The organism is Staphylococcus sp. HMSC068C09 (assembly GCF_001813735.1).
Taxonomy (GTDB): Bacteria; Bacillota; Bacilli; order Staphylococcales; family Staphylococcaceae; genus Staphylococcus; species Staphylococcus hominis.
The window spans coordinates 27,143-53,543 of sequence record NZ_KV813766.1 but is presented as its reverse complement, the minus strand read 5'-3'; the positions used below and the strand labels follow the sequence as shown (position 1 = coordinate 53,543).

At 32.2% G+C, this 26,401-nt stretch carries 25 protein-coding genes and 3 pseudogenes; 13 read left to right on the top strand and 15 right to left on the bottom strand.

What is annotated here, in order from left to right; all coding sequences use genetic code 11:
• Positions 1 to 86 precede the first annotated feature (86 nt).
• Complete coding sequence (locus tag HMPREF2930_RS08910; protein WP_017175509.1) at positions 87 to 1,862, top strand: oleate hydratase; 1,776 nt, start codon at positions 87 to 89, stop codon at positions 1,860 to 1,862.
• 60 nt (positions 1,863 to 1,922) lie between these two features.
• Here HMPREF2930_RS08910 and HMPREF2930_RS11805 read toward each other — a convergent pair.
• The 7 genes and pseudogenes from HMPREF2930_RS11805 to HMPREF2930_RS08875 form a co-directional block, all read right to left on the bottom strand.
• Positions 1,923 to 2,191: pseudogene (locus tag HMPREF2930_RS11805) on the bottom strand (excinuclease ABC subunit UvrA); the annotation flags it as partial.
• Positions 2,192 to 2,282: 91 nt separating this feature from the next.
• Positions 2,283 to 3,068 (bottom strand): arylamine N-acetyltransferase, encoded by a 786-nt coding sequence (locus HMPREF2930_RS08900; protein ID WP_017175508.1) that lies wholly within the window; start codon positions 3,066 to 3,068, stop codon positions 2,283 to 2,285.
• Between the two features lie 79 nt (positions 3,069 to 3,147).
• Positions 3,148 to 3,783, bottom strand: coding sequence for an ABC-2 transporter permease (locus HMPREF2930_RS08895; protein ID WP_017175507.1), 636 nt, complete (start codon positions 3,781 to 3,783; stop codon positions 3,148 to 3,150).
• Positions 3,783 to 4,628: an ABC transporter ATP-binding protein gene (locus HMPREF2930_RS08890; protein ID WP_017175506.1), complete on the bottom strand. Its 846-nt coding sequence runs from the start codon at positions 4,626 to 4,628 to the stop codon at positions 3,783 to 3,785. The genes HMPREF2930_RS08895 and HMPREF2930_RS08890 overlap by 1 nt, the downstream gene beginning before the upstream one ends.
• Positions 4,629 to 4,658: 30 nt before the next feature.
• Positions 4,659 to 5,381, bottom strand: coding sequence for a DUF3169 family protein (locus HMPREF2930_RS08885; protein WP_017175505.1), 723 nt, complete (start codon positions 5,379 to 5,381; stop codon positions 4,659 to 4,661).
• Positions 5,378 to 5,581 carry a helix-turn-helix transcriptional regulator gene (locus HMPREF2930_RS08880; protein WP_002449521.1) on the bottom strand — a complete coding sequence of 68 codons (204 nt, stop codon included), beginning with the start codon at positions 5,579 to 5,581 and terminating at the stop codon, positions 5,378 to 5,380. Before HMPREF2930_RS08880 ends, HMPREF2930_RS08885 begins: the two co-directional genes overlap by 4 nt.
• A 126-nt stretch (positions 5,582 to 5,707) precedes the next feature.
• On the bottom strand, positions 5,708 to 6,190 hold the full coding sequence (locus HMPREF2930_RS08875) for an RrF2 family transcriptional regulator (RefSeq protein ID WP_017175504.1): 483 nt from the start codon (positions 6,188 to 6,190) through the stop codon (positions 5,708 to 5,710).
• A gap of 135 nt (positions 6,191 to 6,325) precedes the next feature.
• Here HMPREF2930_RS08875 and HMPREF2930_RS08870 point away from each other — a divergent pair, with 135 nt between their 5' ends.
• Both HMPREF2930_RS08870 and HMPREF2930_RS08865 read left to right on the top strand, forming a co-directional pair.
• Positions 6,326 to 7,246, top strand: coding sequence for a DMT family transporter (locus HMPREF2930_RS08870; RefSeq protein ID WP_017175503.1), 921 nt, complete (start codon positions 6,326 to 6,328; stop codon positions 7,244 to 7,246).
• A gap of 237 nt (positions 7,247 to 7,483) precedes the next feature.
• The gene (locus HMPREF2930_RS08865) at positions 7,484 to 8,653 is read left to right on the top strand and encodes an MFS transporter (RefSeq protein ID WP_017175502.1); all 1,170 of its coding nucleotides are present in this window, start codon (positions 7,484 to 7,486) and stop codon (positions 8,651 to 8,653) included.
• 47 nt (positions 8,654 to 8,700) lie between these two features.
• On the opposite strand, the gene HMPREF2930_RS08860 is transcribed toward HMPREF2930_RS08865, so the two are convergent.
• From HMPREF2930_RS08860 to HMPREF2930_RS08850, 3 genes are all read right to left on the bottom strand, one after another.
• Positions 8,701 to 9,261: a hypothetical protein gene (locus tag HMPREF2930_RS08860; protein ID WP_017175501.1), complete on the bottom strand. Its 561-nt coding sequence runs from the start codon at positions 9,259 to 9,261 to the stop codon at positions 8,701 to 8,703.
• A gap of 61 nt (positions 9,262 to 9,322) precedes the next feature.
• A complete protein-coding gene (locus HMPREF2930_RS08855; protein ID WP_017175500.1) occupies positions 9,323 to 10,864 on the bottom strand; it encodes a bifunctional metallophosphatase/5'-nucleotidase in 1,542 nt (513 codons plus the stop codon).
• A gap of 100 nt (positions 10,865 to 10,964) precedes the next feature.
• Positions 10,965 to 12,602, bottom strand: coding sequence for a motility-associated ABC transporter substrate-binding family protein (locus HMPREF2930_RS08850; RefSeq protein ID WP_017175499.1), 1,638 nt, complete (start codon positions 12,600 to 12,602; stop codon positions 10,965 to 10,967).
• A gap of 250 nt (positions 12,603 to 12,852) precedes the next feature.
• Between HMPREF2930_RS08850 and HMPREF2930_RS08845 the strand changes: the two are divergent.
• From HMPREF2930_RS08845 to phnE (HMPREF2930_RS08830), 4 genes and pseudogenes are all read left to right on the top strand, one after another.
• Positions 12,853 to 13,814 (top strand): annotated as a pseudogene (locus HMPREF2930_RS08845) (phosphate/phosphite/phosphonate ABC transporter substrate-binding protein).
• Between the two features lie 138 nt (positions 13,815 to 13,952).
• Positions 13,953 to 14,726, top strand: a complete 774-nt coding sequence (phnC, locus tag HMPREF2930_RS08840) for a phosphonate ABC transporter ATP-binding protein (RefSeq protein ID WP_002449541.1) — start codon at positions 13,953 to 13,955, stop codon at positions 14,724 to 14,726.
• Position 14,727: 1 nt separating this feature from the next.
• On the top strand, positions 14,728 to 15,528 hold the full coding sequence (gene phnE / locus HMPREF2930_RS08835; RefSeq protein ID WP_017175497.1) for a phosphonate ABC transporter, permease protein PhnE: 801 nt from the start codon (positions 14,728 to 14,730) through the stop codon (positions 15,526 to 15,528).
• Positions 15,525 to 16,352: a phosphonate ABC transporter, permease protein PhnE gene (gene phnE / locus HMPREF2930_RS08830; protein ID WP_017175496.1), complete on the top strand. Its 828-nt coding sequence runs from the start codon at positions 15,525 to 15,527 to the stop codon at positions 16,350 to 16,352. Before phnE (HMPREF2930_RS08835) ends, phnE (HMPREF2930_RS08830) begins: the two co-directional genes overlap by 4 nt.
• Before the next feature lie 320 nt (positions 16,353 to 16,672).
• Here the strand turns inward: phnE (HMPREF2930_RS08830) and HMPREF2930_RS11800 are convergent, their stop codons facing one another.
• Positions 16,673 to 16,798, bottom strand: coding sequence for a hypothetical protein (locus tag HMPREF2930_RS11800; RefSeq protein ID WP_255200576.1), 126 nt, complete (start codon positions 16,796 to 16,798; stop codon positions 16,673 to 16,675).
• Between the two features lie 642 nt (positions 16,799 to 17,440).
• Here HMPREF2930_RS11800 and HMPREF2930_RS08825 point away from each other — a divergent pair.
• Both HMPREF2930_RS08825 and HMPREF2930_RS08820 read left to right on the top strand, forming a co-directional pair.
• Entirely contained in the window at positions 17,441 to 17,923 is a 483-nt protein-coding gene (locus tag HMPREF2930_RS08825; RefSeq protein WP_017175495.1) for a GNAT family N-acetyltransferase, read from the top strand.
• A 16-nt stretch (positions 17,924 to 17,939) separates the two neighbouring features.
• Positions 17,940 to 18,416: a peptide-methionine (S)-S-oxide reductase gene (locus HMPREF2930_RS08820; RefSeq protein ID WP_017175494.1), complete on the top strand. Its 477-nt coding sequence runs from the start codon at positions 17,940 to 17,942 to the stop codon at positions 18,414 to 18,416.
• Positions 18,417 to 18,466: 50 nt separating this feature from the next.
• Here HMPREF2930_RS08820 and HMPREF2930_RS08815 read toward each other — a convergent pair whose 3' ends face one another.
• Together HMPREF2930_RS08815 and HMPREF2930_RS08810 are read right to left on the bottom strand one after the other, a co-directional pair.
• On the bottom strand, positions 18,467 to 18,820 hold the full coding sequence (locus tag HMPREF2930_RS08815) for a hypothetical protein (RefSeq protein ID WP_017175493.1): 354 nt from the start codon (positions 18,818 to 18,820) through the stop codon (positions 18,467 to 18,469).
• Positions 18,821 to 18,957: 137 nt separating this feature from the next.
• The gene (locus HMPREF2930_RS08810; RefSeq protein WP_002449545.1) at positions 18,958 to 19,311 is read right to left on the bottom strand and encodes a DoxX family protein; all 354 of its coding nucleotides are present in this window, start codon (positions 19,309 to 19,311) and stop codon (positions 18,958 to 18,960) included.
• Positions 19,312 to 19,523: 212 nt separating this feature from the next.
• Here HMPREF2930_RS08810 and HMPREF2930_RS08805 point away from each other — a divergent pair, with 212 nt between their 5' ends.
• Complete coding sequence (locus HMPREF2930_RS08805) at positions 19,524 to 20,702, top strand: MFS transporter (RefSeq protein WP_037541726.1); 1,179 nt, start codon at positions 19,524 to 19,526, stop codon at positions 20,700 to 20,702.
• A 101-nt stretch (positions 20,703 to 20,803) separates the two neighbouring features.
• Here the strand turns inward: HMPREF2930_RS08805 and HMPREF2930_RS11575 are convergent, their stop codons facing one another.
• Both HMPREF2930_RS11575 and HMPREF2930_RS08800 read right to left on the bottom strand, forming a co-directional pair.
• Positions 20,804 to 20,971 carry a hypothetical protein gene (locus tag HMPREF2930_RS11575; protein ID WP_017175491.1) on the bottom strand — a complete coding sequence of 56 codons (168 nt, stop codon included), beginning with the start codon at positions 20,969 to 20,971 and terminating at the stop codon, positions 20,804 to 20,806.
• Between the two features lie 253 nt (positions 20,972 to 21,224).
• Positions 21,225 to 22,109 (bottom strand): LysR family transcriptional regulator, encoded by an 885-nt coding sequence (locus HMPREF2930_RS08800; protein ID WP_017175490.1) that lies wholly within the window; start codon positions 22,107 to 22,109, stop codon positions 21,225 to 21,227.
• A gap of 256 nt (positions 22,110 to 22,365) precedes the next feature.
• Between HMPREF2930_RS08800 and HMPREF2930_RS08795 the strand changes: the two genes are divergently transcribed.
• The 3 genes and pseudogenes from HMPREF2930_RS08795 to HMPREF2930_RS08785 form a co-directional block, all read left to right on the top strand.
• Positions 22,366 to 22,977, top strand: a complete 612-nt coding sequence (locus HMPREF2930_RS08795; RefSeq protein ID WP_037541724.1) for a metallophosphoesterase — start codon at positions 22,366 to 22,368, stop codon at positions 22,975 to 22,977.
• 118 nt (positions 22,978 to 23,095) lie between these two features.
• Positions 23,096 to 25,291, top strand: a complete 2,196-nt coding sequence (locus tag HMPREF2930_RS08790; protein WP_037541717.1) for an LPXTG cell wall anchor domain-containing protein — start codon at positions 23,096 to 23,098, stop codon at positions 25,289 to 25,291.
• 271 nt (positions 25,292 to 25,562) lie between these two features.
• A pseudogene (locus tag HMPREF2930_RS08785) lies at positions 25,563 to 26,401 on the top strand (YfcC family protein); the annotation flags it as partial.

Here is a 26,401-nt window from a genome sequence, read left to right as displayed (position 1 = left end):
GTAGATTAATTTCTAAAGCGTTTACTTATAGTTTACTACTTTTCATAGATTACTTAAAAATATAAATAAAATGGGGAGTGAATCATATGTACTATAGTAATGGAAATTATGAAGCATTTGCACGTCCGAAAAAACCTGACTATGTTGCACAAAAATCTGCTTATCTTATTGGCTCTGGATTAGCATCTTTAGCTGCTGCATGTTTTTTAATTAGAGATGGGCAAATGGATGGGTCAAACATTCACATTTTAGAAGAATTATCTAAATCTGGTGGAAGTTTGGATGGTACTGAACTTCCAATGAAAGGCTACGTTATGCGTGGTGGTAGAGAAATGGAAAATCATTTTGAGTGTTTATGGGATTTGTTCCGTTCCATCCCATCACTTGAAATTGAAGATGCTTCAGTTTTAGATGAGTTTTATTGGTTAAATAAAGAAGATCCAAACTACTCAAGATGTCGTGTTATTGAAGAAAGGGGTCAACGATTACCTACAGATGGAGACTTTACTTTAACAAAACAAGCCATGAAAGAAATACTCCAATTATGTATGATGAAAGAAGAAGATTTAAATGATGTGAAAATTTCAGATGTCTTGTCAGAGGATTTCATGAATTCAAACTTTTGGATTTATTGGAAGACGATGTTCGCTTTTGAACCTTGGCATTCTGCAATGGAAATGCGTCGTTATTTAATGAGATTTGTGCATCACATTGGAGGTTTAGCTGATTTTAGTGCCTTGAAATTTACTAAATACAATCAATATGAATCACTCGTATGCCCTATGATTGCATACTTAACGTCCCATGGTGTGCAATTTGAATACAATGTTCAAGTGCTTGATGTTAAAGTAGATGTGACTACCAAAGACAAAGTTGCTAAAACAATTGAACTAAAACGAAATGGTAATAAAGAAACAATTCAACTCACACCCGATGATCTTGTATTTATTACGAATGGTAGTATCACAGAAAGTTCAACTTATGGCGATAATCACACACCTGCGCCTCCTACAAAAGACATTGGCGGAAGTTGGAATTTATGGCGGAACTTAGCTAAACAAAGCCCTGAGTTTGGCAATCCCGAAAAATTCTATAAAGATTTGCCAGATAAAAGTTGGTTCGTCTCAGCAACGGTAACGACAAATAACAAGACGGTCATTGAAGCTATCGAACGTTTATGTAAACGGGATCCATTAGCTGGAAAAACAGTTACAGGTGGGATTATCACAGTGAACGATTCTAAATGGCAAATGAGTTTTACTGTGAATCGTCAACAACAATTCAAACAACAACCTAAAGATGAAGTGAGTGTATGGGTATACGCTTTATATTCAGATGAGAAGGGCGATTATATCCATAAACCGATTGTTGAATGTAGTGGTCATGAAATATGTCAAGAATGGTTATATCATATGGGATTACCTATTGATCAAATAGAATGCCTCGCAACACAACATTGTAATACGATTCCTGTATATATGCCTTATATTTGTTCATATTTCATGCCAAGAGCGATTGGCGATCGACCACTTGTTGTCCCTCAGCACTCTCGTAACTTAGCCTTCATTGGTAACTTCGCAGAGACAGAAAGAGATACAGTGTTTACTACAGAATATTCTGTAAGAACAGCGATGGAAGCAGTTTATCAATTACTGGACATAGATAGAGGTGTTCCAGAAGTCATGGCGACAGAATTTGATATTCGTGTCTTATTAGATGCGATGTATGAACTTAATGATCGTAAAGACTTGAAAACATTAGCCGAGCAAAATAAAATACAACAAGTTGCATTACACACGTTCTTGAAAAAAATAAAAGGTACGTTTGTAGAAGAACTCTTGACGCAACATAAATTATTATAATAGTGTGTAGGTAAATGTTAACCCCCGCGTGTTTGAGAGCATGCGGGGGTTAAATCATTATTATTCAATATATCGTCTTAAATGTTTTGCTGTAACAGAGTTGTTAATATCTAGGAGTCCTTTAGGTTCTCCAGCATACAATAATTGTCCTCCATGTTTACCAGCAAATGGTCCAATGTCAATAACCCATCTGCTTCTGTCATCATTGTTAAATTATGCTCGATTAAAATGACAGTATTCCCTTCATCAATCAAATGATTAAAGCATTCAATGAGAATAGGTAAATCGTCTTCATGAAGTCCTGTTGTAGGTTCATCAAAGATAAATATTTTTTAAGTTATTTTGTTTTGCACCAATAATTTCGATATCGGACATAGTTTTTACCTCATTGTTGTTATTACCCGACAATAGTAGATTTATTTACTTTTCTAAAGGAAGAATAGTAACGTCAAGATTAAAATAGGACTTTAAAAATTCTTTATAATTTTCACGTGTGATAGCGAACTGCTCTTTTTTATATCTTTTAGTAAGAGTAAGGTGATTATAAGACATTGTAGCTCGACCGAAATGTTGTGGCTTTGTAATCATGAGTTGCTTTACAAATATAGATTCAGGATGTGAGGTATTGTAGTTAATCATTTCATCAAAATCATGAATATCACGAGAAATAAACTCTGCTTTATAACGTGTTACCCACGTGGTTTCTTCCAGTTTTTGAAGAAGATACGTCGTAGAGGTTTCAAAAATGGCACGAAATTGACCTGTCTTTTCAAACACAATTTGTGTCGCTTCAATTGAAGTTATTGGGAATGCTTGTAATGGTAAATCGCCAAATCCCACATCAGCAATATAGTAACTATTATTAATAAGCACAACCAGTGATAAATGAGAGCCTTTAGGACTGTAGTTGCCATTAGGCTGATGAACGGTTGCTGACATTCGAAACACTTTAAAACCTTTAGCTTCTAAGTAGCTACCGAAAAAGTGGTTCATTTCATAGCAAAACCCACCACGATGTTGATATATAAATTTATTAAATAAATGATCTAAATCGACTGAAATCTTTTCTTTATTTTGAACACTAATATTTTCAAAAGGAACGGTTAGCATAAAACGTTCCATGTAATAGTTAAGTGCATCTAAAGTAGGGTGAGGATAACGTTGAGACTCAATATTTAAATAATCTTCAATTGCTTTAATATCCATAATTTTTCCTCCTTAATCGTTATGTACCAAAATATAAAATAGAAAAAACGTGTGTTCTTCAATGAACACACGTTTGTGATTATAGTTCTTGTTTCTTAAAAATAGATAGTGATGAAAAATAAGAAATGACAAAAATAATAAAGCCAAGCAATGCATAACTACCAGTTGCTACTAGAACGAGTGGATTTGAAGCAATTTTACTCATTGAACCGGCTTGTACAAGTATTGGCATAATAGCAAAGAACCACATGGATAAAAATAATGCAACAGCAACAACTGCTGTAGTAAGCATAATGACATTTGAATTCTCAGGACCAAATTTAAATGTGAGTGGAAATATTAATGCATACGTACAAGCCATCCCAATACCGATGAACGCGGAAAATAATGTAACCATAATATCTTGAGTCACGATAAGACAAATGATGGCGCCAATCATTAAACCAAGTAAAATGAGTAAACCATAAAAAGCAAAGTATGCTTTTACATAAGTATTTCTATGTGTAGGGAGGGTAGATACATAGTACATCCATTTAGAATCTTTTTCACGTTTTAAGTTATCTGCTACGGGAGATAATAACATGACCATTAGCATGAAACAACACATCATTGGACTAAAAAACGCAAACACAATACTTAATATGAGACCAATAATTAAATAGGTTATGAGAGGTTTTTTAGAAGCATAAAAACTACTAAGTATAAGCCCTTTCATTATTTATCACCTCGCATAATTAATTTTGTAGCATCATCAATATTTTGAAGCGGGCGTGCTTGTGCAAAGTGCTGACGTTGCTTGACTAATGTTTGACGTTGACCTTGACGTATTCGTGAAGCAATGATTACCTCTTGAGGTAAGTCTAAAGGAGATGTTTCATCTGTTTCGATAATGCCATAATCAGTTAGTAATATATGTTTGTCTTCTTGTAAAAGAATATGACCATCGCGCATAAAAATAAGTGTTGTAGCAAGTTGTTCCATATCCTCAGAAATATGAGATGAAAGTAAAATACCATGCCCCTTTGATACATAATCTTCGAGAATTTCTAACACTTCTTCTCGTCCTGAAACATCCATACCAGCTGTCGCTTCATCTAAGATTAATAATTTTGTATCATGAGAAAGTGCGATGGCTAATGCTGCTTTCATGCGCATTCCTCTAGAAAAAGTAGAAATTTGATTATTTTTAGGTAATTCAAATGTTTGAATAAGATTGAAAAATTGATCACTATTCCAATGTTTAAAAATATTTAAAAATACTTTATCAATCTCTGTTATTGTCAATTTATTCGGTACGCGTAAATCATCAAAAACTACACCCACGTGCTCCTTATAATCTTTATCTTTTTCGGAAATAATTTGATTGAAAAAAGAAATCTCTCCTGAATCTTTAAATCGATTACCCACTAATGTGTTAATAAGGGTGGATTTACCTGATCCATTTTTACCAATTAAGCCAATGACCTCTCCTGGATTTAAAGTGAATGAAATATCATTTAATTCGAAATTTGAATTCTTATACGATTTATTAAGTTGTTGTACTTGAAGTAAATGTGTCATCTAATGATCCTTTCTTTATAGAAATGAAAACTATGAATGATAAAATTTATATGTTTTTAATAAATGACTAAATCCATTATAAATAAACAAAATGATTAAAATAAAGATTCCTAACGTTTGAGAATGTCCTGTTTCTAACGAATAAAAACCTAAAAATATTGCGCCAATCATAATTAAAGATAGGTTAATATAGAATGTTTTGAACAAAGAGTTAAAGTAAATATGTCGTTCTCCTTCGTCTAAAATGTTAATTAATTTCTCAGAATAATTTTTTTCCCCTAATTTGGGATAGCGAGAATCAAATTTACGATAAAACAATCCTGTAATTACCGAGGAAATAATCGTTGTCATAAAAGGGAGTAATGCCCAACTACTAGCACTAGAATTTCCATTTCCTAAGACAATGATAAAAAGAGCAATAAAGCTAATTGTTAATTCTAGATAATAAATAAATGAATTTTGCATATATGCTAAATTAGCTTTCTTATCATATGAATCCGCCTCATCTTCATCAATATGTGTTTCGGATAAACGTTTGTAATGAACGGCCTTTTTTTGAATCATAATTAAATACATACTTAAGACTAGGATAAGTGCCACACAGATTAATGAGATTAAAATGACATTTGAATGTGTAGCATAATGATAATTTCCAAAGAAGTGAAAGCTATGGTTGTAGTCAATGAATAAAGCTATACATCCTCCAATCAGTCCGCCAATTAACAAAGTGATTATAAAACGACCTATTTTCATAAATCTTCCTCCTCAATTATAAAGATAGATTCAACAGGTTCATTAAAAATACGAGCTATTTTTATAGCAGTTAAAATAGAAGGTGTAAAGTCATTTCTTTCAATGAGAGATACAGTTTGACGTGAGATGCCTGCTTTTTTAGCAAGTTGCGTTTGATTATAACCTTCTCTTGCTCGTAATTCTTTCAATCGATTTCGCAATCATCATCATCTCCTCACAATCAGTGTATATTATCATAGTCATTTTGACAAATATATTTGTCAAAAAGTATCTAAAGTAAATTATGGGTAAGACTAACGATTGTCTGATGTTAGACATCCGGATGTCTAAAGCGTCTTACTATTTAATCTTATCCACTGTGTAATGTCTTCAAGATTATAAAGCTTGATAATATCTTGATATATATCGTCTAAATTTATATTAGAAAGTGTAGAAATCAATGTATGTTCAATATGATTTAAAGATATACTGATGTTACATTGTTGTGCTTTGTGTCCTTCTTTTTCTCCTAAAAAGTTGGTAAGTAAATGTTGACTTGAGAAGATATTGCCACGACCTTCAATAGCTAAAAAGACATCGTAAAAAGTAATATCTTTGAGTTTTTTTCTAAGTGTAAATCCTCCATTTTTACCAGTTGTTGAATATACCAAATTTTCTTTTACTAATGCTTTTACTATTTTTTTTAAGTAAGAATCAGAAACTTTAAGTCGCTTGCTTAAAGCGGTAGATGTCATTACTGACTGACGAGGGAGTTGGTTTAAAATTAATAAGACATATATTGCTTGTTCCCAACCGGTAGATAATTTCATATATAAGCCTCCTATCAAACTTATTATATAATATTTTTATATTATATTTAAAAAATAAAGTAGTTACTATATAATTGTATTTAAAGACAAAATATATCTCAATTATCTTTAATTAAAAATAGGGAGACAACAGCAGTGAAAAAACATTTAAATACTTCAATAACATTTTATATGTCCATTCTTTTTACGACTATTTTTATGGGATCATCTTTTCCAACTGGCAAATATTTAATTTCAAATGAACATGTTCCACCTATGCTTCTTGGTGGATGGCGATTTGTTATCGCAGGATGTATGATGTTAATCCTTACATTTATGAGAAATGGGGAAAGGGGCATTCTACCCACAAGTAAAGGGAATAGTTATAAAGGATTTATATTAGTGTTCGTTATTGGATTTTTACAAACAGCAGGGACGATGGGATTATTAAATTTTGCAATGGCATTTGGCGTGTCTTCTTCTATATCATCTATTCTATTATTTACGAACCCGCTATGGCTGGCCTTTTTAGCCCATTTTATTTTAGATGAAAGGTTAACAAAAATTAAAATTACTTCACTTATACTTGGTGTGTTTGGAGTAGGATTATGTCTCGGATTAGATGAAACATTATTTGGATGGGGAACGCTTTTTGCACTAGCTGGTTCATTATGTTGGTCAATCAATACAATAGTGACAAAAAAGGTAGTGTTTGATAAAGGGCCCTGGGTTTTAACAGGATGGCAACTATTATTCGGTGGTATGTTTATGCTGATAATGAGTCTCGTTTTAAAAGAACATTATACATTTAGTTCTCTTAATCATTGGGGATGGATATGGTTCTTTTGGCTTATTATTCCAGCTTCTGTAGGTTCATTTGGATTATGGTTTTATAGCTTAAGCCAACGAGGGGCAACTACGGCGAGTAGTTTCTTATTTTTAGTACCACTATTTTCGACACTATTTTCAATTATAGGGTTAAGAGAGCCCTTCACGTTTCATTTAATTTTAGGAGGTTTATGCGTTGTTGTGGCATTAATGTTAATTCATCGTCAACCGAGGAAAAATATTTTATAAAATACAATATTCAGTACATTGAATATAAATACATATATTAATAGAAATTAGGTTATATAAAACGTTAGTTAAGTCTTTTGAAGTTGTCTTAATTTTAACATAATGAAAAAATATGAAAACTTGTCATTACTATATTTTTGAGAAATAAAAAATTTAAAAAAACCTCTTCACAGAGAATGTGATTTTGTGTAGTATATCTTTCATATGATTTTTAGAGAGAAAAAGGAGGAAACAATAATGAAAGATAACAGAATGATGTTCTTCATATTTATGTTAGGTACATTTACAGTTGGAATGGCAGAATATGTTGTTACAGGATTATTGACTCAAATTGCAGGAGATATGAAAGTATCTATTTCGAGTGCAGGGTTACTTATTAGTGTGTATGCTATTAGTGTCGCATTAATCGGTCCGTTAATGCGTATATTTACTTTAAAAGTACGCGCACAACGTTTACTCCCAGTATTGATGGCCATTTTTATTATAAGTAATATAATAGGGATGTTAGCACCGAATTTTCCAATACTACTGTTATCTCGATTATTGTCAGCCTCTATGCACGCACCGTTCTTTGGCGTATGTATGAGTGTGGCGGCAGCCGTCGCGCCACAGGGTAAAAAACCACAAGCGATTGCTCTAGTTCAAGCTGGATTAACAATTGCAGTGATGATTGGCGTGCCATTCGGTTCATTTTTAGGTGGATTTGCGAATTGGCGCTTTGTCTTTGGCGTCATGATTTTGTTAGCTGTCATTACTATGTTAGGAATGATGAAGTTTGTACCTCATGTCGCTTTGAGTACAGAAGCGAGTGTGAAAAAAGAATTAAAACTATTTAAAAATCCACATATCTTAATTGTAATGGCAATTATTGTCTTTGGTTATTCAGGCGTATTCACAACTTATACGTTTATGGAGCCAATGATTCATAAATATGCACCATTTGGAATTGTTGGTTTAACTGTATGTTTATTTATGTTTGGCCTTGGCGGTGTGGTTGGTAACTTGCTTACAGGTAATGTACCAGAACATAAACTTACCCAGTACTTGTTCTATACCTTTGTGTTACTTTTTATAACGATTGTTTTATTTGTAACAGCAGTGCATAGTGCGATTTTAGCAATTATTATTTGTTTCTTATTTGGTTTCGGCACTTTCGGTACAACGCCTCTATTAAATAGTAAAGTGATTTTAAGTGCACATGAGGCACCGTTACTTGCAAGTACACTTGCAGCTTCAGTCTTTAATATTGCAAACTTTTTAGGTGCAATCGTGGGATCAATACTATTATCAATGGGATTCCCATATCTTACGATTACATTTGTATCAGGCGGGATCATTATCTTAGGAATTATAATTAATACAATTAATCATTTTTATGAAAAAAAACATATAACGTTTAATCACTAATAAAAAGCGTTCTAAATTGGACTTTTTCAATTTAGAACGCTTATTTGCTATTCAGGTTTAACTTTTAATGTTGGTTCATACATTTCGTGATTAAAATGATTTTTAGAAAATTGACGTAAATCATTGATGAAATGTGAAATGTTTTTATCTAATTTATCTTTCGTTTTCACAATGATTGTACGGTCGAAATCACTTTTTTCAAAATAATCTCCATAAATACGAGCAGCTATAGAAAATTTAGAGATATAACTTTCAAGTGTTTCATAACAATTTAATAACGCACGAATAGGTGCATTGGCTTCTTCCTCGTGATGGCTCATTGTCCCTAACAACTCTTGGATTTGATGATCTAGTTTGTTAAATAATTGGGTAATATCTTCACAATATTCTAATGTTTGTTGTTTATTATATTTTGCGCCTTTTTCACCTAAGTCAACCTTACATATTTTTGAGGCTTTATAGGCGGTTAGGTCAATCATACTCATGATGTCATTTTTATAATCTTCCTTTTTTTCCGCTTGTTGTTTTGTAAATTGATATTTAATACCTAAAAATGTTCCAATAAGTGCGAAAACACCACCTACGATTGCTGCTAAAAATTCACTCAAGTTTCTCAATCCTTTCAATAGTAGTCAACTATATTTTACACCATAAAATGTAAAGTGAATGTTAAAGAACAACCTTAAAATCGACAACTTGAGGAATACGAGATAAATCGTGGTGCGTCATATAATCAATTAGTACTTGTGCGCCTTCTTCTTGAATATCTTTAACGACTGGCGCTTCTGCAAACATTTTATAATCTCCGCCTCCAACTGCACGATAGTTGTTCACACATATGGTATACGTTTTTGTGTCTTCTAAAGGTGAATCGCCGACTTTAATATCTGAAACACGTTGTCCTATAGGTGCACTAGCATGAATGGTATAAGAGATTCCTCCATACATATCATAATTAAAATGTTGAGGTTTTGGAGATAAAAATGTGTCACTGACAGTGATTTCATTATTGTCATTTACACTAAAATAACTTGCTGATTTTTCTAAAGCGGCTTTAATTCCTTTGCCATTAAGTTCTAAAACTTGGAATGTGTTAGGAAAAGGATAGTTATTAATGATATCTCGCATTGTGACTTGTTGATTAAAGCCTTTAGCTGAATCAAATAGTGCAGTGCTTGCTATATCTGCACCACTTTTTTCTAACAGAATATAATTTATCAGATTAATAAGTGAATGAGGGTGCGTTCGAGCTTCGAATTGATGAGTGACTAGCATTGGTTCTGATAATGTTGTAATGTCCGTATCAAGCCAATCTTCAAGTTCATTTAAAAGTGAATGATCGTTGTTAGATAATGTTAATGAAAGATGAGAGGGCACAGATACAAGAGTGCTCTGTTTATCTGTAATTTGATGTTCATGATCTAAAGTTAATGTCACCTTACCAAATTTTGTACCTCGTGTACCTGGTTGGATAATAGCGGTGTCATTTTTTATCATTGCAATATCACGATGTTGGTGTCCTGTTATAAGCACGTCAATATCTTTATGGAAACGTTCTAGTATGTCAAATCCTTCATTTTCTCCAGTTAATTCTTCAGTAGGTATATCAGTATCAAGACTTTTTTCAAAACCGCCATGATAAGACACAACGACAACATCTGATTTTTTACGAACGTCTGGTAAAATACATTTTAATGTTTCAACTGCACTGTTGAACGTTAATCCTTTAATATGGGCAGGTTGTTCCCAATTTGGAATGAATTGTGTTGTTAATCCAATGACGCCAATAGTTATCTCGCCACGTTTAAAATAACTTACGCCTTGACCAGTCAAAGGTGCGTTATTGTAATCAAAAATATTTGCACACAAGATAGGATGATGAAGATGGTTTAAAGTATTTTGTAAATAAGGTAATCCATAATTAAATTCATGATTACCTAATGTACCAAAGTCAAAATTAAGACAATTATAAATATCCGTAAGAGGTTGACTTGATTGTTCTTCAGTTGCTAGGTAATGGCATAAAGGAGAACCTTGTAAAAAATCACCATTATCAATTTTAAAACTATAGTCATCTTGTTGACGTTCTTGTTCGATAAGTTGATTTACTTTTAATAATCCCATAGGAAGATTTTGGTTTCTTTTTGAAAAGTCAGTGGGAAAAATATAGCCGTGTATATCACTTACGATATAAAAAGAGAGTTGTGTCATAGGTCATTTCCTTTCATAAATAAAGAGATAAAAAAGGGAAGTAGTTTATTGAACGCCACATACCTTTATTATCTCTTATGTGTTGTATTACTATTATAAATTATTGAATTGAACCTGTAGCAAGTGTTTTACTACCTTGTTTTAAACGAATATTCGCACCTGAAATAGATTCAGATGTTTTAGCTGTAAAAGTTAACGTTGCGTTACCTTGGTCGTCAGTGGTTACACTTTGTTCTTGACTATAGCCTACCGTATCATAATTTTGCCCATCTTGAGAAAAACTTGCAAGCTGTCTACCACCATCTTGATAAACACCTAATTTTAAATGATCAATAGTTGTGTTTTTAGCCATGTTTGTTAATTCAACTTGAATATTAAATGGTTGATTTACTGATACATTATCTGGTAAATGGAATTGAATATTATTGCTAGAAATCATTGAATTAGAAGTAGTTGTATCTTGAGAAGACTGTGATGTATTTGTATCCTCTTGTGAATGATTATTTTCAGTCGTATTATCTTCTGTACTATTCGCTTTGTTATTACCATTATGGCTACCATGATTTTTATGATTACTATTTAGTTGTGATGATGTACTGCCATAACTACCTAGTTTAAATGTTGAACGATCATACCATTTATATCCAGAAGGTGGTTGTGACCATGGTTCTTTTTCAGGTTCAGTTGAATATTGTGGTTGTTCAAAATTAAGAAGTGGCGTAGGTTGATCTAACTTAATACCTGTTTCTTTTAAATTCGGTGTATTATCTTGTTTTCCAAACCAAGTTGTAATATTTTTAAGTAATTTACTATTATCTTGTTCTTTAAATCCATCATACGTTTTCTTAGTTCTTCCATTATCTTCACGTACATATTTAGGTGTACTATCTTCGACTAATGATGAATCTCCAATGAAGGCTGCCTTTCCTTTACCTACTTTTGAGATAGCAACATAAGGACCCTCTGCTATACCACCGCTATTGTAAATACCTTGATCGACTGCATGAGACCAACGTTGTTTTTGAGATAAGTGTTCTGGTAAGAAAATGATACCTTTTGCTTTTGTAGGATCTGTAATTACAAGAGTTGAACCAGCATGCATTGATACAGAATGTACACCTTCAGTAATACCAAAGCTGTCACTAGATGACACAATATTTTGAGTGTTTAAATCACCTAAAGCGTTGTAACGGAAACGTACGCCGAAGTGTTCAGAAAGCCAATCTGAACTTTTAACATTGCGCATAGCTTTAGAATGTTTTTCCTCATTTGTTAAATCTTTGGTGATATCTTGATATGCACCACGACGATAACCATTCATCACTTCTGAAGAATCGAAACGATTTAAGTTTCTGTCGGCATTATAATGATCAGCGATAAAGATGATATTGCCACCTTTTTCAACAAAATTAAGCATAGCTTGTTGCTCTCTCTTTTTAAAAGGAATATTGGCTTCTGGAAGAACGAGAATATTGATGCCACGTAGTGTATTAGGTGTAATATTAGATTCTCCATCGATTTGTTTCACAGTATAGCCTTGTTGACGCATTGAATCAGCATAATCGGAAAAACCACCATCAATGACCCAATCAGCAGCTCCTGCCGTTTGGCCGTGTGAAGCGTCAAAAGCGACAGTTTGAGTGGTAGTTTGATTTGGTGCAGCATGACTGATTGGCGTTGCAGATAATGTAATTGCTGAAGCTAAAATAGTACTACTTAATACTTTTATCCATTTCATATTTTTATCTCCCAAATATATTTTTAAATGATTTATAGAAAAAGTATAATAAAAAAATAAGTTGATAATAGATTATTTAGAGAATGTTTAAATAAATTTTACAATTCTTTAACAGTGTAAAACAATTCTATAAAAAATTCACACATAATGAATATTATTTTTGTTAATATTGTGCTACTCTTAGTATTGTCAAATGAAATGCGTTGACAAATTAAATGAATGTATACATAGCGAACGGGGGCAATATGTTATGAAGCAATTGAAGTACCTTTTAGTATTAGCGCTATCAGTTATTATTTTTGCAGCAGCATGTGGAAATAATAGCTCGTTAGACAATAATAAAAGTAGTAATTCGGATGGTGGATCAGGTTCAAGTAAAGATGGCTACACACCTAAAGAATTAACTGTACAATTCGTACCATCACAAAATGCAGATACACTTGAAGCAAAAGCAAAACCGCTTGAAAAATTATTATCTAAGAAATTAGGTATTCCAGTAAAAGTTTCTGTATCAACAAATTACAATACAATTGTTGAAGCAATGAAATCTAAAAAAGTAGATGTTGGTTTCTTACCACCAACTGCTTACACTTTAGCACATGATCAAAAAGCAGCTGATTTATTATTACAAGCACAACGTTATGGTGTGAATGAAGATGGTTCTAGTAACAAAAAACTTGTAAAAGATTATAAATCAGAAATCTTAGTTAAAAAGAATTCAGGTATTAATAGCTTAAAAGATTTAAAGGTAAAAAAATCGCATTACAAGATGTAACTTCAACAGCAGGTTACACATTCCCAATTGCAACAATTAAAAAAGATACTGGTATTGACGCTACTAAAGATATGAAAATCGTAAACATGAAAGGTCATGACCAAGCTGTGATTTCATTATTAAATGGCGATGTTGACGCTGCAGCTGTATTCCAAGATGCACGTAACATTGTTAAAAAAGATCAACCCAACGTATTTAAAGATACTAAAATTCTTAAACTAACAAAACCAATTCCTAACGATACGATTTCAGTTCGTCCTGATATGAACAAAGACTTCCAAGATAAACTTAAAAAAGCATTTAAAGACATCTCTAAAACAAAAGAAGGACATAAAATTATTAGTGAAGTATACTCTCACGAAGGCTATACAGATGCTAAAGACTCAGACTTCGATATCGTAAGAAAATACGAAAAAGAAGTTCAAAATATGAAATAATTTTCACATAGATAGAACTAAATAAGTGATAAAGAGAAGAGGCTAGGGCAATTGAGTCATATAAGAAATGCATATATCATTTCTTATGATCTTGTCCCGACCTCTTTCTCTGTATTAAAAAGAAGGGTGTAAACATACATGAGTCAGATAGAGTTTAAAAATGTGAGCAAGATTTATCCTAATGGTCATGTGGGGTTAAAAGATATCAATTTAAACATTGAAAAAGGTGACTTTGCTGTTATCGTAGGTTTATCAGGTGCGGGGAAATCTACATTATTACGATCTGTTAATCGTCTACATGATATTACTTCGGGAGATATTACAATTGAAGGTAAATCGATTACGAAAGCGAAAGGTAAAGAATTATTAATGATGCGTCGTAATATAGGAATGATTTTCCAACATTTTAATTTAGTCAAACGATCTACTGTGTTGAGAAATGTATTAAGTGGTCGTGTCGGTTATCATCCAACTTGGAAAATGATATTAGGATTATTTCCAAAAGAAGACAAAATTAAAGCAATGGATGCGTTAGAACGTGTGAATATTTTGGATAAATATGACCAACGTTCAGATGAACTGTCTGGAGGTCAACAGCAACGTATTTCAATTGCACGCGCCTTAGCGCAAGAGCCAGCGATTATTTTAGCAGATGAGCCTGTTGCATCTTTAGACCCCCTCACTACTAAACAAGTTATGGATGACTTGAAAAAAATCAATGAAGAATTAGGCATTACCATTTTAATTAACCTACATTTTGTTGATTTAGCTTTAGAATATGGAACACGTATTATTGGTTTACGTGCAGGAGAACTGGTTTATGATGGTCCAGCAAGTGAAGCGAATGAAGATGTATTTAATGAAATTTATGGTCGTAAACTTAATGACGATGAGAAGCTAGGGGTGGAGTAATATGGCAACACCTACTACAGGTAAATATGATCAATATTTAAATAAAAAATTCTCTTTCAAAACTAGTTTAACCCTATTTTTAGTGATTGCGCTCGTCGTGTGGAGTTTTTTATACACTGGCTTTAACTTTAGTGACTTAATGGTAGGGATTCCACAAATCGGTTCTTTCTTTGGACAAATGGTTCCACCAGATTGGAGTTACTTAAGTACCATTACAAAACCTATGTTAGACACAATTCGCATGGCGATTGTAGGAACATTCTTAGGATCCATCGTATCAATTCCAGTTGCATTGCTCTGTGCAAGTAATATTGTAAAAACAAAGTGGATTACGATTCCATCACGTTTTATTTTAAATATTGTACGTACCATTCCTGATTTATTATTAGCTGCTGTCTTTGTTGCAGTTTTTGGTATCGGACAAATTCCAGGGGTATTGGCATTATTTATTTTAACAATATGTGTTATTGCGAAATTGTTCTATGAATCGCTTGAAACAATTGATCCAGGTCCAATGGAAGCGATGACGGCCGTAGGTGCAAATAAAATAAAATGGATTATGTTTGGAGTAGTTCCACAAACAATGTCTACATTTTTATCATATGTATTATTTGCATTTGAGATTAATATTCGTGCCTCAGCAGTTCTTGGATTAGTAGGTGCTGGTGGTATCGGTTTATTCTACGACTCAACTTTAGGATTATTCCAATATCCAAAAACAGCGATGATTATTCTGTTCACTTTAGTCATTGTTGTCATTATTGACTATGTCAGCTCGAAAGTGAGGGAAAGACTCGCATGACACAAGAACAGCATCAGTTAGAAAAGAAATATCCAGTGAGATCAAAGGAACACAAACAAAGAATGATTAAACATTGGCTGATTACCATTGTTGTTTTAGCTATCATTGTTTGGGGTTTTGCAGGTATGCCTGCTTTAGAATTAAAATCTAAATCAATTGAAATTCTTAAATCTATTTTTAATGGATTATTCCACCCCGATTGGGATTACGTTTATATTCCAGCTGGAGAAGATTTGCTTCGTGGTTTACTTGAAACGTTTGCCATTGCTGTTATTGGTACATTTATCGCAGCAGTGATTTGTATACCATTCGCATTTTTAGGTGCACGTAATTTAGTAAAAGTTCGACCAGTCACAGGGATTACTAAATTCATTCTTAGTGTCATTCGTGTATTCCCTGAAATTGTTATGGCGTTAATTTTTATAAAAGCAGTAGGTCCTGGTTCATTTTCAGGGGTACTTGCATTAGGTATTCATTCAGTAGGGATGTTAGGTAAATTATTTATAGAGGATATTGAAAGTTTAGACTTCTCTTCAGCCGAGGCTTTAAAAGCAAGTGGTGCGAATAAAACTAAAACACTTGTCTTTGCGGTGATTCCTCAAATTTTACCTTCATTCTTATCCCTTATTTTATATCGTTTTGAATTAAACTTACGTTCAGCATCTATTTTAGGTTTAATCGGTGCTGGTGGTATTGGTACACCACTTATCTTTGCACTTCAAACACGTTCATGGGATCGCGTAGGTATTATATTAATCGGATTAGTTATTATGGTAGCCATTGTTGACTTTATCTCGGGAGCTATTCGTAAACGTATTGTGTAATAGAAGATATAATTTAAACGTTTTTATAAATAAATAGAGCTATTGCCAGGACTTAGAAAACTGGACAATAGCTCTTTTGCTATGCATGAAAGAAATGTTGTTACAGTATTAGTAACAGATACTTAGAAAAATACAGTTAATGTTTTTTAGGAATAACGCGTCTAAAGCTAATACTTCTAAGGCTAGTATAAGAGTGAATATGCTAAAATCATTATATTTTGAAGTATTAGTGTCATATTCTTTAGTAAGGGGCGTTACTAAAGAATATGTAACGTTATTTAAGGGTTGTGAATGATGATAACTAAGTGTAGGTTCTGTTTTTAAATAATGCGGCGGTTCATTGATGTGTGATTCGATACATAAATCGTGTTGTCAGAATAACGTGTTGTTTGAATAGCATTTAATTTAGTATCATGGAGTTGAATCGTCGTTGTTCGCTGTTTCATTAAGTTCTGTTTTTCAACATAACTATTAAAATCGTTGTCATTATTTTCTAAGGTGTCTTTACTTCATCCATTTTCCTCTACAAGACTATTGAAACCGATACTTGTCTTCAGATAGATTTCACTGTGGGGCTGAAACATTATAAAAACATGTGTGTTGATTCTAACGGATGACGGGAATGTAATTCATGTTATAGTTAATACCCTGATTTATGTTGTAATCATTTCTAGGTGTAATGAGTCATTCGTTTTGGTCATGATTAATTAGTATCGTTCTCTGAAGCAATAGACTGATGAGGTATATGATCATTATATTGTTAATCAATATTCTGCTAGGATGTAAATGCGTGACCTTGAGAAAAAATAAATGAAGATGCTATAAGTGTTGTACCAAATACCTATTTAAAATGATGTATAGTCAAAGGTAGTTAGTTCTTAGTAATGATCATTCTATATACATAAAGATAATGATTTTATTTTTCAAAAATAATCATAACTATGTACATTTATAAACTAACATATTCGTAAAAAAACAACCTTAATATTTCCTATCATCTATATGACAGATTTGTCATACACTTAAAAGTTGATAGGATAAATCGCTATTAAATAAAACTATATTATGACATTGAAAGGATGTAGAAGATGAATTTTCGAAATGTAGTGGCAGATGATTTAGAACGTTTAATTCAATTAGAAAATGAAGGGTTTACTAAAGAAGAAGCAGCAACAACTAAAGCTTTAAAACAGCGTATTGAAATCATTCCGGATACGTTTATTGTTGCAGAAGAAAACAATCAAATCGTTGGTTATATTAATGGTCCAGTTATTTCGAATAAGTGTATTACAGATGATTTATTTGCATCGATTAGACCCAACCCCAATATAGGTGGTTATTTAAGTGTACTCGGTTTAGTTGTAGCGAAAGATTTTCAACATCAAGGCATTGCAGGACAACTGTTAAATTATTTTGAGAATATAGCAAGGCAACATGCACGTTTCGGAGTCACTCTCACTTGTCGCGATACTTTAGTAAGTTTTTATGAATCGCATGGATATATTAATGAAGGATTATCAGATTCTACTCATGCAAATGTAGCTTGGTATAATTTAGTAAAAGAATTATAAAAATAGGAGTGATACATTGGAAACAGTATATCTAGCTGGAGGATGTTTGTGGGGTGTACAAGCATTTATTAAAACATTGCCAGGTGTTATGGCTACTGAAGCAGGACGTGCGAATGGAACGACGCAGCGACTTGATGATGAATATGATGGCTATGTAGAATGCGTCAAAACAGTTTTTAATCCTGATATCACTTCAATTCATGATTTAATGCATTATTTATTTGAAATCATAGACCCATACAGTCTGAATAAGCAAGGCGTAGATAAAGGACCTAAATATCGTACAGGTGTTTATAGTGAAAATGAGAGCCATCTTAAAGAAGCACAACAATTCATTCAACAACGTTCAGATAGAGATAAAATCGTTGTAGAAGTACTTCCTTTAGAAAGTTATGTTAAAAGTGCAGATGAACATCAAGATAGATTAGATAAACATCCTGAAGATATATCATTATGTCATATCTCTAAAAGTATTTTAAATAAATACAACTAAAAGGAATGGGACAGCATTCATATGGTATTCGTTGTCCCATGTACTCTTTATTATTTTTTAGAAAATGTATCGATAAGACTAAGTGCAGCTAAACCTAATAAATCTAAAGCATGTTGTGCACCAACCTTACCATGACCTGCTTCAAGGCGTTTGTATACTGCAACACTTAATACACTAAACGTGACAAGTGATCCTAAGCGAGAGATATTTTTATGCAAGACACTTGTGGCAAACAAACCCGATGCAATGAGCTCAATCACACCTGCTAATTTCATTGCACGTTCCGATAATTTAAAATCTTGTGTAAATAGTTGTTTAGTATAAGGGTTACCGGTAAGTTTACGTTTTGAAGCGGCATACAAATCTTTAGCGAGTTTTAAATTGGTAGCATAACGTAATATCATTATCTAAACGCTCCTTTATATCATATTTATTAGTTAAACTAAGTATAAAAGTCGCGTTAAAAAAAGTTAAATAAAAACGTTCAGCATAAATGTGTAATGCATTCACGCTGAACGTTTTTATTTATATAGTTATTGAATTAGTTTTTACCGAATGTATCAGCAAAACTTAAAGCAGCTAAGCCAAGTAAATCTAAAGCGTGTTGTGCGCCTTCTTTACCGTGACCAGCTTCAAAGTGTTTGTAAGCTGCAACGCCTAATACGCCAAATGTTGCAATAGAACCTAAACGAGAAATATTTTTGTTTAAGAAACTTGCAGCAAATAATGCAGCAGCAGTAGCTTCTACTGTACCTGCTAATTTAACTGATTTTTCTGGTAAACCAAATACATTTTTAAATGTATCAATCATTTCTTGGCTACCTTGTAATTTTGGTTTTGATGAATCATATAATTCTTTTGCAAGTTTTAAATTTGCAGCATAACGTAAGATCATTAATAAGTACTCCTTTTTTAGTTAAATTATTTTATTATAAAATAAGTATAATTTTTATACTAGAAATTATATGATTATTGGTAAGTAAAGTCAATAAAAAGCGTTAGATAATTACCTTTTTATAAGAAAGTGTTAATCAGTACACTTTAGAAACTATATTGAACGTGTCATAATAATACTGTTGTGACAAAATCTATGAAAGGAGTTATATTATGGAAACATCGATGAATTATAATCGAATGACTACAATTTTCTTTATTTCGGGTATTATTGTTATGGCAAGTTTATATACTGCTTTACCCCTTACCTCGGTATTCGCAAAAGATTTTGGCATTTCAAATGCTGTTGCCTCTCTAAATGGTGTGATCTTTTCAATTACGTATTCACTAAGTTGTCTATTTTATGGTACAATTTCTGAAAAATTTGGACGTATTCGTACGATTTTATTTGGACTTATTGGACTCGTCATCATATGTTTACTTATAGGCTTCATTCATTCGTTCACACTACTTATTATTCTTCGTGCAATTCAAGGTATATGCGCGGCAGCTTTTTCACCTGTATCTATTACTTATGTCACTGAAACGTATTCCCCAGTAAAACGTGTGACTGCGATTAGTTTTATTAGTACAAGTTTTATGTTATCTGGTGTCATTGGCCAAAACTTGAGTGAAATTGTAGTACGTTATACTAATTGGCATATGGTGTATTTTATATTAACGTTACTTTACATTTTTATAGCAGTACTTATATATAAATATATTCCAGAAAGTCCAGTGAAAAATCCTCAACTCAAACTAGTAGGTTTCTTTAAAAACTTTAAAGATTTTAAAGATAATAAAATAGTCATATTATGTTATCTTATTTCTTTATCTTTACTTACCATGTTTATTAGTATGTATACAATCTTTAATCATTATATTACTTCTGATATTGTGGGTGGCTCGGAAGCAACAGCCATTAATGCTAAACTCTTTGGTATTATTGGAATGTTACTTTCATTATTAGCTGGTCGTATGAGTGAGCGAATAGGAGTTAAACAAGTGATTGTAGGAGCATTAATTGTTAGTATCGTTTCTCTTACTTTAATGGGCTTCACTACAAATGTTATTTTATTGGTGATATGGAGTGTAATATTTGTGGGAGGTATTGCATTTGCGATTCCATCGACGATTTCAAAAGTAGGCATGGTTGTTAATCGTAATCAAGGTTTCTTCTTATCCGTTAATACATTTATTCTGTTTTTAGGAACAGCCATTGCGCCATTATTGATGATTCTTATTCAACCATTATCTAATTTTACATTACAATTTATAATGATTGCGGCCATTGGAATCATCGCTCTTATAGTCGCTTTACTTTTACCAGGTAGAAAAAATGAAATACGATAATATATATGATATATAAAAGAATGACCAATGAAAAAATACAGGGAGTGTGACAACACTCATTTAGGATCTATTGACATACTCCCTATAACTTATGTATAAACTTAAGCTACGAAATACCCGATAAGACAAATTGCACCAATGAGTATAAATAAAACGCCAGGTAAATATATTTTTTCTCTAAGATCAATATCTTGTCTATATGCGACGAAGCTACTAATAGAGATGAGTATGATACCCACTACTAGTAAAATAATAGAAAGTATAAGCATCAACTCAGCCTCCTTCATATCAAAATTGATGAAAACGGTGTTCTCTTAATTTTATTATATTAGGAATAGACAAATTTTTATAGCAATTTATTAATATAATGTAAAAATGTTATCATTTTTATAGTTATTTATTAATAAAATTTATAAGAAATTTACATTTAATAAAATAATTAAAAGGAGTAGAAAATGAATTCTAAAAGAATTGTTTTCTACTCCTTTGGTTATATAAATGATCTTTGCATATCATTGACGTCTAAATACTTTCATTTTTTAAAGAATAGATTAATGTCATAAAGTTTTGAATAAGAGAAGTGAGATGATGATCTGCCCGGTAAACGATAGAGATATAGCTTGAAGGTGGGCCTTCTTTTAATGACTTACCAATAATATTAGGATGATGGAATAAGGTGCTTTGGCTTACAAGACTTAGATAATTAGAATCTTTAATAATGGTTAATATACTACTAATACTATTTGATTCCATATGAACATTTAAATCAATAAAATTGTTTTTTCGCCAATCATCAATACTTTCTCGTGTTGAACCACTACTATGAATAATGAAACGATACGCATTTAAATCTTCTAATGAAATATCTGTTTTTGAAGCCAAAGGATGTCTTTTATCCATTGCGATAACAAGTGGATTTTCTTGAAGACGTTTCACTTTCAATTCTTTTTCATTGAATCCTTTTTCTGAAATAACACCGATATCAATCTCTCTATCTTTTATTTTATTTAGTATTATAGGAGCAGTATCTACAATTAAATTAATATCAATATTTGGATAATCATGCATATATTTTTTTAAAGTGCTAGGAAGAATACTATAAATAGGTGCATGGCTTGCTCCAACGCGTAAAGTTCCACGTTTAGATTGTTTGAATTCTTCAATCATATTTGTTGTTTCATCAATTAAATTTAGCATTTTATTAGAATTACGATAAAGTAAGTCTCCAGCATCGGTTAAATTGAAACATTTTCCTTTTTTAAAATATAAAGGTATTCCAAGTTCGTTATTTAAATTTTTTAGATGAAATGTTACAGTTGGTTGCGTTATCCCCAGTTTTTCAGCAACAGCATTTTCATTCTGCAATTCAACAAAATTTTTAAAAATCATCATTTGTTTTGTATTCATAAATTAATTCCCCAAAATATATAAATTTTTTCTATTCTATTATTTATATTAAAGAAAGAATTTTGAGGTTACGTTAATAAATTGTTTAAAGTTAGTTAATGTTGATACATTATAATGGGATATACAGTATCATCAGTAGAGGATTGAATAAAAATTTTGTTACGCTCTCATGTATTAAATTAAAAATTGAGGGTAATAACAATGTTGCGTAACAAATCTTACAACATAAAGCATTTACATTTAAGGAGAGATTTACATGTCAGAAAGGCTACTTGTGATTTCTGATATTCATGGACATCGAAAAGCCCTTGCCACACTTTTAAAACGAGCAAAATATAATCCCAAAAAAGATCAGCTCGTACTTATGGGGGATTATGTCAATAATGGACCGGATTCATTTGGAACATTAAAATTAGTTAAAAGGTTAAAACGACGTGGTGCGATTGCTTTAGCAGGTAACCATGAAATGCGCTGGTTAAATAGTAAAAATAAAAAGATTAAGCGTTGGCATGCGTTCTTACGTGAATTATCTGCTGTTGAAGTGATTGGTAATTATATTTTTGCACATGCAGGAATAGATACCAATAAACCTTTGAATAAGCAGATTAAAGAATATACTACTGGGCATTATTCACATTCGCTTAATCGTCAGATTCCTAAAAATAAATATCTAGTTCATGGCCATGTACCGAATTATCGCTATGGATTAAAAAAAGACGACATTTATAAAAATAAAAATGAACTATCTATAGATACAGGCGCAGGACATAATAAGTTTTTATCGCTGATTGATTTAACAGGTCAATATCAGTATTCAGTAGAGGTAACGAATATTCGAAAAATGAATATAAAACGCTTAAAAATATAATAGTTAATGGTGTTTAATCTTTGATGAAAATAAATAAATAAAAATATAATAAGACATTCAAGTTTTATGTAAAATGTTATATAATGAAATGGAATATCACTAAAAAAGGGTGGCATTAATGAATAAAAATACGCAAAACGAAAATCGTAAAATGTCGAAGTTAAGTTCGTATTTAAAAGTGTCATGTTCAGCTTTAATATTAAGTAGTTCACTTGTAGGTTACGGGTTTACTAAAGATGCATTTGCAGCAACACAAGATGCAGAAACAGCAACTTCTGAAACTTCAACACATGTTCAAAAAGATTTACAAGATGCAATTAATAAAGCGAAAAAAGACATTAAGCAACTAAAACATTTAAGTGCAGTTGAGTTAAAAAGTTATAAAGAAGATATTGAAAGTGCTAAAAATCAGACTGAAATTAAAAATATAATCAAAGAAGCGAAAAAAGAAAATAAAGCAACAGCACAAGAAAACACAACGGACGTTTCAAACAAGGATAATAGTACTGAATCATCTAGCACTCAAGATGCGTCAACAGAAGAAAAAGCTACAACAAGTCACGACACTTCTGCTGATGATACATCTAATATATCAAATGATTTAGATAACATCGTATCAGATTTAGATGCTCTATCTAATAAAGTTGATAGCGGTCAACAAAAAGATGCAACAACATCAAATGAATCTTCGTCTTCTGAATCAAATACTTCTGAAAACACAACTGATGAAGTAACGAAAGAGGAATCCACTACGGAAGAATCATCAAAAGAAGCACCAACAACTGAGGATCCTTCAAATCAACCAACCTCTTCTAAATCAGAAACTTCTATTGTTGATAAATTAGATAGTATTAAAAATGATATCGATAGTGCTAAAAAAGACATGGAAAGTTCAAAAGAAAACAATTCAAACCAATTACCAAGTGATGACAATAATACTGAAGAGGCGACAACTGAATCATCTAGCACTCAAGAAGCGCCAACAACAGAAGACACAACACATTCTAATTCAAACCATCATGTATTAGATGAATTAGCTAAATTAAACAATACGCATAAAGATCAAGACTTAGATACAGATGTACGACATCATCAATTTGATAAAGTGAATCACCAATTATCAGAAACTGAAAAAATTAATCAAGCTATTGCTAAAATTGAAAATAGTAAAGATGATGCCAGTCATTTATATATCAATCGTAAATTAGATCAATTATCTGATTTACGTGATAACATTCAAAATCAAGCTGATTTAGCGAAAAAAGATAAACAAGCTATTGATAATGACATTGAAACTGTACGTAAAAATATAGAGAATAACCGTGATATTATTCTTAATCGTTTGCAACAAGCGTCTGACAAACAACATGCAGCTGAAGATATATTAAACAGCGTGTTTAGTAAAAATGAAGCACAACACATCTTGAAAAATATTAAAACAAAAGGGCAGTCTGATAAACAAATTGCAGATCAGATTATGAAACAAATTGATGGATTAACTTCAACAACGAGTGATGACATCTTAAAATCTATGTTAGAACAAGCTACTAATAAAGAGGATTTATTAAAAACAATTTTATCTACACGTTTAGGTCAAAATGAAGCGGCTACTATTGCGAAACGATTAGCCAATGACCATTTAACAAATTCACAAATTGTTGATCGCTTAAAACAAGCATTTAATCAACATGGGCTTGTGTCTAGTGATGATATTTTAAATGATATTTTAGATAAAACGTCTAATCGTAAACAAGCCATTGAAACAATGTTAGCAACAAAATTAAACCAAGCAAAAGCGAACGCTTTAGCTGATATTATTTCAAGAGTACAATCTGATAAAGCGAATGCTTTGGATTTAGTGAAAAGTACAATTAATGGTAAAGCAAATGACTTATTACAACTTCAAAATAGCTTAGGTCAAGCCAAAAATAGATTAAATTATATTCTTGATCCAATTGTAAATCGCCCATCATTATTAGATCGTATTACGGGTAACACAAGTGGTTCAAATCTTGGTTCAAGTCTATTAGGCAATCTTCCTTCAGGTAGTAGTTTGCTTGATGGATTAACAAATGGAAACAGCTTACTTGACGGTATAAGTGATATTCCTAATCCAACACAAGGCTTATCATTAGGTCATTTAGGCGATGATGGTTTACTTAGCGGTTTATTTAATAGTGATGGAAATTTATCATTACCTGCAACAGGTGAAGCCATTAAGAAAAACTGGATTCCGATTGCAGCAGTGATTGCTATTGCAGGCGGGGCACTTGTATGGTTCAGTCGTCGTAAACATCACAAATCTAATAACTAAACCAAATAAATAGGAGTAAATAATTAATGCCATTGAACATTAATTATTTACTCTATTTTTATATGTTGAGTTGTTGCACTTAAATGGACAACTCAACATATGTAAAAGATGTATCCAAAGTATGAATCATAATCAATTTACTTTACATCATCATTGAATGTCATATGCATTAGACATAAACTTGAAGTGTGAAAAAACAATTTTAAAATGACTCAATTGTAATTATGACGTGGCACATGTTGAAGTGATTAAGATTAAAGGGGTGGGGAGCATGGAACACAGTGAACGCGTATCGCATACAGCATCTGATAAAAAAGAGAAAAAACGGTTTCGATTAAAAATGCCTGGTGCATTTACAATATTATTTATTTTAACCATTATTGCGGTGTTAGCAACTTGGATTGTGCCAGCAGGTGCGTATTCTAAGCTTTCTTATAAGCCAGGAGCGCATGAATTTAAGATTGTCGATGCACATAATAAAACAACGACAGTCCCAGGGACACAAGAGCAACTTGATAAATTAGGTGTCAAAATTGATGTGAATCAATTTAAATCAGGTGCTATCAATAAACCGATATCGATTCCTGGAACTTACGAGCGCTTGAAACAAAAGCCAGCGGGTCCCGATCAAATTACGACAAGTATGGTAAATGGAACGATTGAAGCTGTCGATGTCATGGTATTTATTCTTGTGCTTGGTGGTTTAATAGGCGTCGTACAAACGAGTGGTGCTTTTGAATCGGGATTATTAGCATTAACTAAAAAAACTAAAGGACATGAATTTTTACTGGTCTTTATGGTATCTATCTTAATGATTTTAGGTGGAACGTTATGTGGCATTGAAGAAGAAGCGGTCGCTTTCTATCCAGTGTTGGTACCTATCTTTATAGCGATGGGCTATGACTCTATTATATGTGTAGGGTCTATTTTCTTGGCGAGTTCTATTGGGAGTACGTTTTCAACCGTTAATCCCTTTTCAGTAGTCATCGCCTCTAATGCCGCAGGAACAACCTTTGTAGATGGATTATATTGGCGTATTGCTGGACTTATTGTAGCAACCATCTTTACGATTGGATATTTATACTGGTATGCAAAACGCATAAAAAAAAA